The organism is Microbispora sp. H10836, assembly GCF_012999525.1.
GTDB lineage: Bacteria > Actinomycetota > Actinomycetes > Streptosporangiales > Streptosporangiaceae > Microbispora.
On the sequence record NZ_JABBWU010000005.1, the window covers coordinates 355,993 to 370,442 of the forward strand.

The 14,450-nt window shown below is 69.5% G+C and carries 11 protein-coding genes and 1 pseudogene; 9 read left to right on the plus strand and 3 right to left on the minus strand.

The features are described 5' to 3' along the window. Nucleotides 1–4: 4 nt before the first annotated feature. The 8 genes from HHX30_RS13095 to HHX30_RS13130 all read left to right on the plus strand — a co-directional run bounded on the left by HHX30_RS13095 (nt 5) and on the right by HHX30_RS13130 (nt 10,770). The gene (locus HHX30_RS13095; RefSeq protein ID WP_311922349.1) at nt 5–901 is read left to right on the plus strand and encodes a LysR family transcriptional regulator; all 897 of its coding nucleotides are present in this window, start codon (nt 5–7) and stop codon (nt 899–901) included. A 588-nt stretch (nt 902–1,489) separates the two neighbouring features. Beyond that, nucleotides 1,490–1,933 (plus strand): DoxX family protein, encoded by a 444-nt coding sequence (locus HHX30_RS13100; protein WP_169982162.1) that lies wholly within the window; start codon nt 1,490–1,492, stop codon nt 1,931–1,933. A 240-nt stretch (nt 1,934–2,173) separates the two neighbouring features. Further along, a complete protein-coding gene (locus HHX30_RS13105; protein ID WP_169982163.1) occupies nt 2,174–4,918 on the plus strand; it encodes a glycoside hydrolase family 9 protein in 2,745 nt (914 codons plus the stop codon). A gap of 13 nt (nt 4,919–4,931) precedes the next feature. Continuing rightward, entirely contained in the window at nt 4,932–7,655 is a 2,724-nt protein-coding gene (locus tag HHX30_RS13110; RefSeq protein ID WP_169982164.1) for a glycoside hydrolase family 9 protein, read from the plus strand. Between the two features lie 65 nt (nt 7,656–7,720). Continuing rightward, on the plus strand, nt 7,721–9,151 hold the full coding sequence (locus HHX30_RS41600) for a cellulose binding domain-containing protein (protein WP_169982165.1): 1,431 nt from the start codon (nt 7,721–7,723) through the stop codon (nt 9,149–9,151). Between the two features lie 126 nt (nt 9,152–9,277). Next, on the plus strand, nt 9,278–9,541 hold the full coding sequence (locus HHX30_RS13120; RefSeq protein WP_169982166.1) for a hypothetical protein: 264 nt from the start codon (nt 9,278–9,280) through the stop codon (nt 9,539–9,541). Further along, the gene (locus HHX30_RS13125) at nt 9,538–9,957 is read left to right on the plus strand and encodes a hypothetical protein (protein ID WP_169982167.1); all 420 of its coding nucleotides are present in this window, start codon (nt 9,538–9,540) and stop codon (nt 9,955–9,957) included. The genes HHX30_RS13120 and HHX30_RS13125 overlap by 4 nt, the downstream gene beginning before the upstream one ends. A 54-nt stretch (nt 9,958–10,011) precedes the next feature. Further along, a complete protein-coding gene (locus tag HHX30_RS13130; protein ID WP_169982168.1) occupies nt 10,012–10,770 on the plus strand; it encodes a ribonuclease HII in 759 nt (252 codons plus the stop codon). Between the two features lie 494 nt (nt 10,771–11,264). On the opposite strand, the gene HHX30_RS13135 is transcribed toward HHX30_RS13130, so the two are convergent. Together HHX30_RS13135 and panD are read right to left on the minus strand one after the other, a co-directional pair. After that, nucleotides 11,265–11,549 carry a hypothetical protein gene (locus HHX30_RS13135; protein ID WP_169982169.1) on the minus strand — a complete coding sequence of 95 codons (285 nt, stop codon included), beginning with the start codon at nt 11,547–11,549 and terminating at the stop codon, nt 11,265–11,267. 177 nt (nt 11,550–11,726) lie between these two features. Further along, nucleotides 11,727–12,152, minus strand: coding sequence for an aspartate 1-decarboxylase (gene panD / locus HHX30_RS13140; RefSeq protein ID WP_169982170.1), 426 nt, complete (start codon nt 12,150–12,152; stop codon nt 11,727–11,729). 241 nt (nt 12,153–12,393) lie between these two features. Here panD and HHX30_RS13145 point away from each other — a divergent pair. After that, a pseudogene (locus tag HHX30_RS13145) lies at nt 12,394–13,663 on the plus strand (IS256 family transposase). Nucleotides 13,664–13,733: 70 nt separating this feature from the next. Here the strand turns inward: HHX30_RS13145 and HHX30_RS13150 are convergent. Further along, entirely contained in the window at nt 13,734–14,267 is a 534-nt protein-coding gene (locus HHX30_RS13150) for a hypothetical protein (RefSeq protein ID WP_169982171.1), read from the minus strand. Between the last annotated feature and the right edge of the window lie 183 nt (nt 14,268–14,450).

A 14,450-nucleotide genomic window follows, 5' to 3' on the forward strand; every position in this document is an offset into this window, starting at 1 on the left:
GAGCGTGGACTCCGGCCCGCCGCTGCGCGACATCGGCTGCTTCTCCGTCGTCGCCCGGCATCTCAGCTTCTCCCGCGCCGCCGCCGAGCTGGGCGTCTCCCAGCCCGCCGCGAGCCAGGCCGTCGGCCGTCTCGAGCGCGCGCTCGGGGTCCGCCTGTTCGAGCGGACGAGCCGGGAGGTCCACCTGTCGCCGGCCGGGAAGGCGCTGCTGCCGTACGCCGAGGCGTTGCTGGAGTCGGCGGCCGCCTTCTCGGCCGAGGCGAGACGGCTCGCGGCACCGGAGGGCGACGGTGTCCGCCTGGCCTATCCCCCGCTCACCGGCGGCCTCGCGGCGCGGATCGCCCGCCGGATGGCGCGCCGCGATCCTCCGGCCGAGGTGGAACTGCGCCCGGCCGGCCGCGCCGCCGCCGTCGCGGCCCTCGCCGCCGGCGAGGTGACCGCGGCCATCCTCGCGGCGCCCTTCCCGCGGGAGCTGACCACGGTCGCCCGTTTCCACGTGCCCGTCGGTCACCTGGCCGTACCGGCCGGAGACCCGCTCGCCGGCCTGCCCCGCCTGCAGCCCGAGCGGCTCGCGCGGCATCGTGTGCTGATGCCGCGCGAACGCCCGCCCGGCGGGGTGTGGGCACGGCTGGCCGCCCGTCTCGGGCCGCACCGGCAGCACGTGGTGGCCGACGAGATCGACGACTTCGCCGCCGCGCTCGACCTGGTCGCGGCCGGCGTCGGTCTGCTGCCCACTCCGCTCCTGGTCGTCACGTCCGTCCGCAGGGACGATGTCGCCTTCGTCCCCCTGGACGCGGGCGACCTCCGCCTGACCTACGCGCTCGCCTGGCGGACCGAACGGCTGTCGCCCGGGTTGATGGCACTCGTGCGGACGGCGCAGGAGTGCCTGTGGACGAGGTAGCCCGCGCGCACCCCCGCGATGACGGACGGTGACAGTCGCAGCACGGAAGGGGATCCGCGAGAAAGTTTCACGCGGTCTCCCGGAATTAGGCGGACCGCCCGTCAGAAGAACCGGCAGGTGACCGGGGTGCCGTCACGCGTCCGCCGACGCCACGTGGCAACAACCTGACGGAGAATTACTTGAAGTCTTGACTAGGGGTACCCCTATAAGCAATCTTGGGGCTACGCCGCCCCACGCGTATTCACCGTTGAATAAGCGAGGCGCGGCCACCGTGGTCCATGGGCGAAACACCGCACATCAACGACGATGCTGCTCGTTCCAGGCTTTGACCAGGAAATCCGCGCCTTTTGGCGCAGGACCGCGCGGCTTCCTGCCGCCGGACGTCCAATTCGCCGACAATGTGAGCCACGGGATGGCGGAAATGACGGCCGGTTTACTGAACTCTGACTATAGATAGGCGACGGCCGGAGTTCCTCTTTCCCTTCCGCCGGTTTCCGCTTTTCCGGCGCGTTCTCATGGGCCTGCCCGCAGCGCGATCGCGCGTACGCGGCGAGGCCCTCCCGGCAGGCACGACAAGAAGGTGATCACATGAAATCGGACCAGATCCGCGAACCAGTCCTCTCGCTGTTCCGCATCGTGACGGGGCTGCTGTTCGTCTGCCACGGCGCGGCGACGATCTTCGGCGTGCTGGGCGGCAACCGCGGAACCGGCCATGCCGTGGCGTTCGGCACGTGGCCGAGCTGGTGGGCGGCGGCCATCCAGCTGGTGTTCGGGGCGCTCGTCCTCGCCGGGCTGCTCACCCGTGTCAGCGCGCTGCTCTGCTCGGGCTCGATGGCGTACGCCTACTTCGTGGTCCACGCGCCGCAGAACCTGTTCCCGCTCCTGAACGGCGGCGAGGCGGCGGCCATGTTCTGCTGGTCGTTCTTCCTCATCGCCGTCTTCGGGCCCGGCGCCTGGGCGCTCGACACGCTGATCCACCGGATGCGGCACCACGACGTCGAGGCATACTCGCCCGCCCCGGTGCAGGCGTAGCCGGCCGAGCCGCCGCCCGCCGTCGTCCCCGCCGGCGGGCGGCGAGCTGAAAGTTTCAGCTCCGCGACATGCCCTCGGCCGCTCTGACCTGGCCGTACGGGTCCGTGACCGGAGCGTGCTTGGATCGCGCCACCTCGCGTACGCACCATCCGGGCGGGAGCCCTCCCGAGATCGTCCCGCCCGTTCCGGGGCGGCCCCGCACGCACGGGGCCGGCCCGACGTCCTTCCGAGGGGCAAGTGATGCGACTACCGCGACGGCTGCTGAGCGCGAGCACGGCGACCGCACTGGCCGGCGCCCTGCTGGCCGTCACCGCGACCTCCACCCCCGTCTCGGCCGCCTCCTTCAATTACGGGGAGGCGCTGCAGAAGTCGTTCCTGTTCTACGAGGCGCAGGAATCGGGGCACCTGCCGTCCGGCAACCGGGTGACCTGGCGGGCCGACTCGACCGTCAACGACGGGAAGTCCGCGGGGGTGGACCTGTCGGGCGGCTTCTACGACGCCGGCGACCACGTGAAGTTCGGCTTCCCTATGGCGTCCATGACCACCACCCTGGCCTGGGGCGGCGCGGACTACCGGGCGGCGTACGAGCGCTCGGGCCAGTTGCCGTACCTGCTGCGCACGCTCCGGCAGTCGAACGACTACTTCATCCACGCCCATCCCGAGCCGAACGTCCTGTACGTGCAGGTCGGCGACGGCGGCGAGGACCACTCCTACTGGGGCGCGCCGGAGACCGTCGAGGCCAAGGGCCACAAGCGGCCGGTCTACAAGATCACCGCGTCGTGCCCGGGCACCGACGTCGCCGCCGAGACCGCCGCCGCGATGGCCGCCTCGTCGGTCGTCTTCCGGCCGACCGACCCGGCGTACGCCGACACGCTGCTCACCCACGCCAAGCAGCTGTTCACGTTCGCCGACACGACCAAGGGCACGAACGGCCGCGACACGGCGTACGTGAACTGCGTCAGCGCCGCGCAGGGCTTCTACAACTCCACCGGCGAAGGCGGCCAGGTCGAGGGCGCCACGAAGATGTACTGGGACGAGCTGGCCTGGGCCTCCGTCTGGCTCTACCGGGCCACCGGCACCGCGAGCTACCTCTCCCGGGCCCGCGAGTTCTACCCCAAGATGGGCACGCAGGAGGACCCGGGGAGCAACGGCGTACAGGTGCCGGTGTTCAACTTCGGCTTCGGCTGGAACGACAAGCAGTACGCCGTCTACGAGCAGATGGCCGAGCTGACCGGCGAGCAGAAGTACGCGGACGACGTCCGGCGCTACCTCGACTACTGGACGGTCGACTACAAGGGCAAGAAGGGCACGGTCACCCCGGGTGGCCTCGCCTACATCTTCTACTGGGCCTCGCTGCGCATGGCCGCCAACACGGCCTTCGTCGCGATGAGGTACGCCGACTTCCTCGGCTCCGGTGACCCGCTCTACACGCGCTACCACGACTTCGGCAAGCGCCAGGTCGACTACGCGCTCGGCGACAACCCGCGCCGCTCCAGCTACATGATCGGCTTCGGGACCAACCCGCCGCGCAACCCGCACCACCGCGGCGCGCACGGCGCCTGGACCAACGGCGGCCCCGACAGCGAGCCCGCCGTCAGCAGGCACGTCCTGTACGGCGCCCTCGTGGGCGGCCCGGACGGCGCCGACGCCTACACCGACAGCCGCGGCGACTACGTGAAGAACGAGGTCGCGCTCGACTTCAACTCCGGCATCACCAGCTCGCTCGCCGTCCTCTACGGCAAGTACGGCGGCTCCCCCCTGGCCACGCTGCCGCGCGAGACGCCCGACGGCCCCGAGTTCTATCTGGAGCCGACGATCACCCACACGACCCGGGAGACGGCGGCCAAGACGTTCGTCATCAACAAGTCGGCCTGGCCGGCGACCGTGCTCGACAAGGCGAAGTTCCGCTACTACTTCACCCTCGACGGCTCGACCACGGCGAGCCAGGTCACGGTGAGCACGTCCTACACGCAGTGCAAGCAGCCCACCGGGCCGCACCTGCTGGAGGGGCGCACCTACTACGCCGAGGTCGACTGCACCGGGACGCTCATCTTCCCGGGCGGCCAGTCGGAGTTCCGCCGCGAGGTGCAGCTGCGCGTCGGCGTGGCCGACGGCGCGGCCTGGGACCCGTCCAACGACTGGTCGGCCAAGGGCGCGGACCACATGACCCTGTACGGCAACGACGGCCGCCTCATCTGGGGCACGCCGCCCGGCGCCGAGCCCTCGCCCGGCGTCTCGCCGTCGATCTCCCCCTCGGCCTCGCCCTCGGCATCCCCGTCCGCCTCGCCTTCCCCGCAGGACACCACGCCGCCGACCCAGCCCACGAATCTGCACGTGTGCGATTACCACTTCCAGGGCGCGGTCCCCATGTGCTGGAACGCCTCGACCGACGACTCCGGATACGTCGAATACGACGTCTACATCCAGCAGGGCACCGGATTCGTCAAGTTCGGGTCGACCACGCAAAGGATCTACTACGCGGGCGGCCTGAGGCCCGGGGACCAGTACACGTTCTACGTGGTGGCCAGGGACGCGGCCGGCAACACCAGCCAGCCCTCGGCCACGCTGACCGCGACCGCCCAGAGCGGCCTGCCGAGTCCGTCACCCTCGCCGAGCCCGTCTCCCTCGCCCAGCCCGTCCCCGTCTCCCAGCCCGTCTCCCTCGGCCGGCGCCGGCTGCACGGTGACGTACGCGGCCAACGACTGGGGCGGCGGGTTCACCGCGACCATCACGATCGCCAACACCGGCACCACCCCGATCAACGGCTGGACCCTGAAGTTCACCTTCCCCGGCACCCAGAAGATCAGCCCGCCCGGCTGGTCGGCCACCTGGACCCAGACCGGAACCAACGTCACCGCCACCAACCTCGACTGGAACAAGGCCATCAACCCCGGCCAGTCCACCCAGATCGGCTTCCAGGGCACCTACACCGGCGCCAACCCCAAGCCGACCGCCTTCACCCTCAACGGAACCACCTGCTCCTGAGACGAGGCCTTCGATGAGACTGCTGTCCCTGGGCGGGGTGGCCGCCGTGCTGGCCGCCCTGCTCGTGCCCGGGTCCACGCCCGCGCAGGCCGCGGGGTCGTACAACTACACCGAGGCCCTGCAGAAGTCGATCTACTTCTACGAGGCGCAGCAGTCGGGCAGGAAGCCCGACTGGAGCCGCGTCGAGTGGCGCGGCGACCGCACGCTCAACGACGGCAAGGCGGCCGGGGTGGACCTGTCCGGCGGCTGGTACGACGCGGGTGACCACGTCAAGTTCGGCTTCCCGATGGCGTTCACCACGACGATGCTGGCCTGGGGGGTGGTCGAGAACCGGTCCGGGTACGGCACCCAGCTCACGCCCATGCTGAACAACCTGAAATGGGCCACCGACTACCTGATCGCCGCCCACCCCGAACCGGAGACGTTGTACGTCCAGGTGGGCGACGGCAGCGTGGACCACGCGTACTGGGGCCCGCCCGAGGTGATCGACATCAAGGGCATGTCGCGGCCCGTCTACAAGATCACGCCGACCTGCAAGGGCACCGACGTCGTCGCCGAGACCGCCGCCGCGATGGCGGCCTCCTCGATGGCCTTCCGCCAGACCGACCCGGCGTACGCGGACACGCTGCTGACCCACGCCAGGCAGCTGTTCACGTTCGCCGACACGACCAAGGGCACGAACGGCCAGGACACGGCGTACACGAGCTGCGTGCCGGGCATCTCCGGCTACTACAACTCGACCTGGGAGGGCGGCGCCGACCATCCCGGCGCGACCAAGATGTACTGGGACGAGCTGGCCTGGGCGGCCGTGTGGCTCTACCGGGCCACCGGCACCGGCAGCTACCTGGACAAGGCCCGCGAGTTCTACCCGAAGATGGGCAGCGAGCCCGACGTGGGCCAGGGCACGGGCGGCACCACCGTGCCCGCGTACACCTTCGGGCTGGGGTGGAACGACAAGGAGTACGGCGTCTACGCCCTGATGGCGACGCTCACCGGTGAGCAGAAGTACACGGACGACGTCCGGCGCTACCTCGACTACTGGACGGCCGGATACAAGGGCAAGAAGGGGCCGGTCACCCCCGGCGGCCTCGCCTACATCTTCAACTGGGCCTCGCTGCGCATGGCGCTGAACACCGCCTGGGTGGCCCTGGTCTACGCCGACCATCTCGGGCCCGGGGACCCGCTCTACGCGCGCTACCACGACTTCGCCAAACGTCAGGTCGACTACGCGCTCGGGGACAATCCCCGCCGCTCCAGCTACATGGTCGGCTTCGGGACCAACCCGCCCACGCACGTCCACCATCGCGCGGCCAGCGGCCAGTACCTCGGCTACATGAGCGACACCACCGGCCCGAACCTGCACGTCCTGTACGGCGCGCTCGCCGGCGGCCCCGACCAGGCCGACGCCTACACCGACAGCCGTACGGACTACGTCCGCAACGAGGTGGCGATCGACTACAACTCCGGCATCACCAACGTGCTCGCGCGCTTCGCGAAGGAGTACGGCGGGACGCCGGTGGCGGGCTTCCCCGCGCCGGAGGAGAAGTACCAGGAGATCCGCGCCGAGACCGGCAACGTCTACACCGGCGTGGACGGCACGTCCATGACCGTCACCATCACCAACACGTCGAACTGGCCACCGCGCGTGCTCCAGTCGGGCAAGGCGCGTTACTACTTCACACTGGACGGCTCCACCTCGATCTCGCAGGTGAAGGTGACCGGCGGCGACAGCAACGGCTGCACGGTCAGCGGGCCGGCGTCCGCCGGGGAGCGCACCTACTACGCCGAAGTGGACTGCACCGGCAAGCCGATCTACCCCGGCGACGCGCAGCTCTACAAGCGGGGCACGCAGCTGCGGATCTCGGTGCCGAACGGCGCGGCCTGGGACCCGGCCAACGACTGGTCGGCGTCGGCGGCCTCCCACGTGCCGGTGTACGACGGGAACACGCTGGTCTGGGGCACCCCACCCGGCGGCACCGCCTCCCCGTCGCCTTCGCCGTCCCCGTCCCCCTCCCCCAGCCCGTCGCCGTCCTCCTCGCCGTCTCCGGTGGACTCCACGCCGCCGAGCGCGCCCACCGGGCTGCGGGTCTGCGGGGCGGACTTCGAGAACGCGGTGCCGATGTGCTGGACCGCCTCGACCGACGACACCGGGGTCGCGGGCTACGACGTGTACATGAGGCAGGGCGCCGGCTTCACCAAGATCGGCTCATCGACGATGACCCTCTACGTCGCGGAGAGGCTGGTCGCCGGCACGAGCTACACGTTCTACGTGGTGGCCAGGGACGCGGCCGGCAACACCAGCCAGCCCTCGGCCACGCTGACCGCGACCGCCCAGAGCGGCCTGCCCTCACCCAGCCCCTCACCGAGCCCGTCCCCCTCGCCCAGCCCATCCCCGTCTCCCAGCCCGTCTCCCTCGGCCGGCGCCGGCTGCACGGTGACGTACGCGGCCAACGACTGGGGCGGCGGGTTCACCGCGACCATCACGATCGCCAACACCGGCACCACCGCGATCAACGGCTGGACCCTGAAGTTCACCTTCCCCGGCACCCAGAAGATCAGCCCACCCGGCTGGTCGGCCACCTGGACCCAGACCGGAACCAACGTCACCGCCACCAACCTCGACTGGAACAAGGCCATCAACCCCGGCCAGTCCACCCAGATCGGCTTCCAGGGCACCTACACCGGCGCCAACCCCAAGCCGACCGCCTTCACCCTCAACGGCACCACCTGCTCCTGATCCCGCCGACGGCCCGGCGCGTCCCCCCGATGCGCCGGGCCGCCCCCATCGGAAAGGTGAACCACATGCCCGTCAAGGGTCTCCGTCCGGCCGCAGCGATCCTGGGCGCCGGCCTCGCGCTCGCCGCGTCCGCCGCGCCTGCCGTGGGCACCGCGGACACCACCCCGCCCAGCGTGCCGGGAACGCTGTTCCACTGCCCGCTGCCCGCCGCGCCCGGGTCGGGCCTCGGCATCGGTGTGTCGCTGTGCTGGGGCGCCGCGACCGACGACGTCGGGGTGACCGGCTACGACGTCCAGGTCAAGCAGGACGGCGTCTTCTCGGCCATCCGTACGACGACCGGCACGGGTTCCATCGTCAGCGGCCTCACCCTGGGGCAGTCGTACACGTTCCGGATCGTCGCCAGGGACGCGGCGGGGAACGCGGGCCCGCCGTCCAACGAACTGACGGCGAGCGCGAACTACCTCAGCGGCATGCCGCCGTCCAGTCCCCCGCCCAGTCCGACCCCGATCGACCGGACCCCGCCCACCCGTCCCGAGGGCCCGGGGCCGTACAGCGTCTTCGTCAACGGAGCGGCCGGCCTGACGTGGACCCGCTCCACCGACAATGTGGCCGTCTCCGGCTACGAGGTGTACGCATGGATCGACGGCGCCTTCAGCCGGGTGCCGGCCCAGGTCTCCGCACAGACCGACGACAAGGTCCTCGCGATCGTGGGCGATCTCACCCCCGGACGCGACTACCTGTTCTATGTCGTGGCGAAGGACGCCGCGGGCAACCTCAGCGCACCCTCCGACATGGTCCGCCAGCGGGCCATGGTCGAACCGCCCACCGCCAGCCCGAGCCCCGGGACCGACACCACTCCGCCCGGCACACCGACCGGACTGGCCACCGTGAGCGGGATGTCCGTACCCGGCGGAGTCTTCCTCTCCTGGAACACCGTCTCCGACGACAGCGGCGTCCCGCCCCGCTATGACCTGTTCCGGCGGACCGACCACGGCTACGCCTACGAGGGCGAGAACGCCACCCCCCGCGACATCGTCACCGGCCTCGAAGGCGGCCAGTCGTACACCTTCCAGGTCGTGGCCCGCGACGCCGCCGGCAACCTGAGCATCCCCTCGGCGCCGTACACCGCCGTCGCGCAACCCGGGGGAACGTCCTCGCCCAGCCCGTCCCCGTCGTCCGATACCGAATGCAGGGTGACGTACGCGCCCACCACCTGGGACGGCGGGTTCACCGTGGCCGTGACGATCACCAACACCGGCACCACGGCGGTCAACGGCTGGACCCTGAAGTTCGCCTTCCCCGGCACCCAGAAGATCAATCCGCCCGGCTGGTCGGCCACCTGGACCCAGACCGGAACCGACGTCACCGCCACCAACCTCGACTGGAACAGGACCATCAAGGCCGGCCAGTCCGTCTACATCGGCTTCAACGGCAGCTACACCGGCGCCAACCCCAAGCCGACCGCCTTCACCCTCAACGGCACCACCTGCTCCTGATCCCGCCGACGGCCCGGCGCGTCCCTCCATGGACGCGCCGGGCGGCCGGCGGCCGGCGACATCGCCCTCCCCGCACCGCCATCAACCGATCTGGCATACCGATATTCTACCCGGTAGAATTCTGGTATGACTGCTGACATGACCAGCATCAAGGTTCCCAAAGCGATTCGCGACGAGCTCAACGAGCTGGCCAACCAGGGAGGACGCGGCACCACGTTGGCCGACGTGCTGACCCAGCTTCTGGAAGAGCACAAGACACTTCGGCTCCGCCAGCGGCTGGCGTTCGAAGGGCTTCTCGCACGGGCGAAGGCGGACCCCGACGCCGTGGCCAAGGCCGAACGCATCGCACAGGGCGCGATCGAGCACCTGCGGCGACCCGCGACCCCATGAGTGTCGGATACGTCCTCGACGACGTCACGATAAGCGAACTCGGCAGAGGGGATCCGGTGGTGGCGAATCTCGTCGCGGCCCTGGACGAGCACGCCGTCCGCATGAGCGTCCCCGTCATCACTCTCGCCGCGGCCCAGCACACCCTGAGCGAAGCGCAGACCGAGGCCGTCCACGGGATGATCCACCGGCTGGAGCACGTCCGGCTGGAGCCGATCGCCTCCACCGAGGACGTGCTCCGCCTGTCGGCGGTCTCGGCGCACCTCACGGAGCAGCAGGACATGGCGGCGGCGCACACGGTGGCCGTGGCCCGGTATCTCGCCTTCCCCGTCCTCGCCGCCGACCTCAAACGGTGGGAGCCGGTGCGCGCGCACCTGCCATGGCGTGTCGACATCTACGAGATCGGCGATTCGGACTGAACTGTCGGACTGAACTGCCGGGATCGGCGTGCGGGCTCCTGGAATGATGGCGGGATGACCGACGCCTTGCCCGGGCTTGACCCCGCCGACTCCGTGCCCGCCGTCCCGCCACGGCGGGCGGCCGGATACGAGATCGAGAACGAACTGCGTGCCGCGGGGGCGGTCCACATCGCGGGCGTGGACGAGGTCGGCCGCGGCGCGTGGGCGGGCCCGGCGGTGGTCTGCGCCGCCGTCACCGCCTTCGGCCCGCCGCCCGAGCTGCCGGGACGCGGGGAGCGCACGGTCCGGCTGACCGACTCCAAGCTGCTCGGCCCGGCGCAGCGTGAGGCGTTCGCCGCGGTCCTGCCCGACTGGCTCACCTGTCACGCGTACGGCGAGTCGGGCCCGGAGGAAATCGACGAGGTCGGCATGACCGAGGCGCTGCGCCGGGCCGCGTGCCGGGCGCTGGAGGCCCTGCCGCTGCGGCCCGACGTCGTGCTCCTCGACGGCGCGCACGACTTCCTCGGCCGGCCGTGGCGGGTGCGGTGCGAGGTCAAGGCCGACCAGCGCTCGGTGTCGGTGGCCGCCGCGTCGGTGCTGGCCAAGGTCCACCGCGACCGGCTGATGGCGGAGATCGGCCAGGAGCACCCGGCGTACGGCTTCGCCGCCAACGCGGGCTATCCATCCCCCGTCCACCAGCAGGCGCTGGCGGAGACGGGCCCGACACCTCACCACCGCCTGTCGTGGTCCTACCTCGACGACCTGCCCCGGTGGCGGCACCTGCGCAAGCACCGCGACCCCCTCGCGGGCTCCGGCCAGATGACCCTCCTCTGACACCCCGCGCTGCCCGCCGATCACACCTCATTCAGCTGGAAGCCGGCCGTGCCGCCCGAGCGCCCCCATCGCGCGCGCCAGGTCATGGCACTCGTTACTCCGCTTTGCGAGCCTGCGACCGTACCGACGGCGACACACCTACGCCGGACGCGGCAGCCCCAGCCGCCCGGACTGGCATAAGCCGACGTCAAGGGCGGTCGTAAATAGAATGATCACCGATGCGGCGCCAGAGGAGGAGGGGTGAACCGTCATCGGCCGTGTCGAACTCGAACGTCGCTCTGCCGTCAGGCGAGGCGAAGTTCCAAGTCAACGAGTAGACCCGGGTGCTGGTGAGTTTATGGATGCGTAGACGTACTGGCCAGGGGACGCGGCCCGTGTGTGCTCCCTGCTCCAACGCCGGAACAAAGTATTTGTGGACAGCGCTCTGAACATCGCGTAGTGCTCTGGAGGAAGCCGGGCCGCGTCTCGGAGGAAGCCAGCCGTGCGCTCGAATCTCACCGAAGGTCTTCTCCGCGGACCGCGTCTATTTCCGCGAAGAGATCGTCCATGCTGTCGAAGGAACGAGTCCAGCCCTCTCGGATATCGGCATCGGCCTCGGCCTCGGCCTCCTGCCACCCGGGCGTCCAGTACCAGGCTTCGTCCGTCGGCATGATCGCGGCGACTCGGCGACCCTGATCAGTGAGATAGGCGATCGTGTGGCGCTGGGCAGCGGTGGCGATGACGTCGGGCAGGTGGCCACCGGCCTCGTCCAGCGGCACCTCGAACGCGTTCTCACTCATGTCGCGAGTGTAGGTCGTGGCAGGTGCGGGGGTCACACGCCAAAGAGTAACGCACCAAATACAGTGCGTTGCGATCCTTAGGTATCGCCGCCGTGCCTGGGTGCGGGTGGCACGGCGGCGAGCTTCCTCAGCGGGCCAACAGCGTGGGCGAAGTGGCGGAACACGCCGGCGGGCGGGTCAGGGAAGGGCGGGCGGGGCGAGGTCGCCGGGGACCAAACCCGTGCCGTCGGGGACGGCGGCGGGGTCGTCGCCCACGTGGATCGGCCTGTTGTCACGGTCGACGAAGACGACGCGCGGCTTCAGCGCCTTGACCTCCTCCTCGGCGACCAGCGCGTACGCGATGATGATCACGAGGTCGCCGACCGAGATGAGGCGGGCGGCGGCGCCGTTGATACCGATGACGCCGGAGCCCGCCGGGCCCTCGATGACGTACGTGGACAGGCGGGCGCCGTTGTCGATGTCGACGATGTCGACCTTCTCACCCTCGACGAGGTTCGCCTCGGCCATCAGGTCCGCGCTGATCGTCACCGAGCCGACGTAGTGCAGATCGGCCTGCGTGACGGTGGCGCGGTGGATCTTCGACTTCATCAGCGTGCGGAACATGATCTCCCACCTGGGTGTGGACGGCCCTCCTCACGAGCGTCCTCGATGGTACGTCACGCCCCGAAGTACCCATCCGTCAGCATCTAGTTGTCGGTGACCGACTGGACACACGTCGAGCAATGATCGAAACCTGTGGACCTGCCGGGAAGGGTGTACCTTCCCGAATCATTTGATCATGGTTTCGAGATAAGGCCGACACGCCAACGTCGGTCGGGAAGGCACACCCGTGCCGCTTACCGTAGTGCCCGAACTGTCCGCTGGCGACGACGCCCCGGCGCCTGTTTCGTCCTCGCTGATCGACCAGCTCGTGCGCGAGGGCGCGCGCAAGATGCTCTCCGCTGCCCTGCAGGCTGAGGTCGACGCTTACATCGCCACCTTCGCCGACGAGCGCGACGAGGCGGGCCGTCGCCTGGTCGTGCGCAACGGTTCCCACACCCCGCGCGAGATCCTCATCGCGGCCGGAGCGATCGAAGTGAAGGCCCCGCGCATCAACGACAAGCGCATCGACGAGGCCACGGGCCAGCGGATGCGATTCTCCTCGGCGATCCTGCCCGCCTGGGCGCTCAAGACGCCCCAGCTCACCGAGGTGCTACCGCTGCTGTACTTGCATGGCCTGTCCTCGGGGGACTTCAGGGCCGCGCTGGGGCAGTTCCTCGGTTCGACGGCGGGCCTGTCAGCCCCGGTGATCACCAAGCTGACCGAGACCTGGAAGACCGAGCAGCGCACCTTCGCCGCCCGCGACCTGTCCGGAGTCGACTATGTCTACCTGTGGGTCGACGGCATCCGCGTCAACATCCGACTGGAGGAGCACAAGCTGTGCCTGCTGGTGATGATCGGCGTACGCGCCGACGGCCGCGAGGAGCTCGTCGCGCTGACCGACGGCTACCGCGAGTCGGCCGAGTCATGGGCCGACCTGCAGCGTGACTGCAGGCGGCGCGGGATGCGGGCGCCGGTGCTGGCCATCGGGGACGGCGCGCTCGGCTTCTGGTTCGCACTGGGCGAGGTGTTTTCACAGACCAGGGCTCAAAGATGCTGGTTTCACGAGATTTCTCGGGCGCTCCCGAAGTCGGCGCACCCGGGGGCCAAGAAGGCGCTGGCGGAGATCTGGAACGCCGAGGACAAGGACCACGCCGGGCGCGCGGTCGAGGACTTCCGGGCCGCCTACGGCGCCAAGTAAGGCAGTCGCCAAGGTGGTCGACGACCTCGACGAGCTGCTCGCTTTCTACGATTACCCGGCCGAGCACTGGGTACACCTGCGCACCACCAACCCCATCGAGTCCACCTTCGCCACCGTCCGGCACCGGACCAAGGTCACCAAGGGCCGGGCTCGCGTGCTGCCGGGCTCGCGATGGCCTTCAAGCTTATCGAGTCGGCGCAAAAGCGCTGGCGTGCGGTCAACGCGCTCTCACCTGGTCGCCCTGGTCCACGCCGGGGCGACGTTCGTCCAAGGCAAGCTTGTCGAGCGGCCTGAGGAATCACCGGCTATCGAGGACCAATCGATAGCCGCTTAGAGATCTTGATCCACAGGTATTGACGATTGCTTCCGCACGTCATCGACCGGGATGTAGAGAAGGAGAACCGTCACAGCTCAAGGCCTGGGTCGTTCCTACTGACGGCGTCATCTGTTTCCGACATCCGATACTGCAGTATTTTTGACACCCAAATAATCACCAGTCCCAGCAGCGCGATCTCGTAATCGATCCCGCCCACCAGGTCGAAACGGGCGTGATCCCAGATATCCGGCGTCAGCGCTGCCCCTGCGACTCCATCTGTCACGACCGCGCCTACGAACGCCATCCGCCCGAGCTGTGCCGCGGCGGGGAATAAAAGGGCGCCCACGATCAGAAAAACACCGAATCTTCGTGCGAATTTCGGAATGGACGCGTCACGAAGCCCTCGTCGCCGCATCTTGGCCAGCAGGATTCTGAGCCCCACCAGCACTCCGAGCGTCAGTAAGAAGCCTGGCGATTCCGCGAGACCACTGAGCCAGCGTTCCCTGGCAGTGGGAGTGGATTTGCACACCGAGATGACATCGGGGCGCACCTCGACACCCGCCGCCGGTGCCCGACTGGCCGGCAGGCCGATCCTCGACTCCGCGGAATATGTGTCGTCCACCGGCAACTCCACGCAGGCCCGAGAGCTCCCGAGTCCGCCTATTCGCCACTCCAGTCGCAGCCCCACGATGCTTCCGGCGACGACCATCAGGATCACCGCCGCAGTGCCCCAAAGGATTAGGTCCAGAAATATGGACAGCGGTCGCACGAGTCGCTTGCGCGCGCGAGGATTCATCATTGCCGC

Bases quoted from the DNA above. Each gene is read 5' to 3' on its own strand.
- HHX30_RS13100 (WP_169982162.1), top strand. From the start codon at position 1,490: ATGAAATCGGACCAGATCCGCGAACCAGTCCTCTCGCTGTTCCGCATC.
- HHX30_RS13105 (WP_169982163.1), top strand. From the start codon at position 2,174: ATGCGACTACCGCGACGGCTGCTGAGCGCGAGCACGGCGACCGCACTG.
- HHX30_RS13110 (WP_169982164.1), top strand. From the start codon at position 4,932: ATGAGACTGCTGTCCCTGGGCGGGGTGGCCGCCGTGCTGGCCGCCCTG.
- HHX30_RS41600 (WP_169982165.1), top strand. From the start codon at position 7,721: ATGCCCGTCAAGGGTCTCCGTCCGGCCGCAGCGATCCTGGGCGCCGGC.
- HHX30_RS13120 (WP_169982166.1), top strand. From the start codon at position 9,278: ATGACTGCTGACATGACCAGCATCAAGGTTCCCAAAGCGATTCGCGAC.
- HHX30_RS13125 (WP_169982167.1), top strand. From the start codon at position 9,538: ATGAGTGTCGGATACGTCCTCGACGACGTCACGATAAGCGAACTCGGC.
- HHX30_RS13130 (WP_169982168.1), top strand. From the start codon at position 10,012: ATGACCGACGCCTTGCCCGGGCTTGACCCCGCCGACTCCGTGCCCGCC.
- HHX30_RS13135 (WP_169982169.1), bottom strand. From the start codon at position 11,549: ATGAGTGAGAACGCGTTCGAGGTGCCGCTGGACGAGGCCGGTGGCCAC.
- panD (WP_169982170.1), bottom strand. From the start codon at position 12,152: ATGTTCCGCACGCTGATGAAGTCGAAGATCCACCGCGCCACCGTCACG.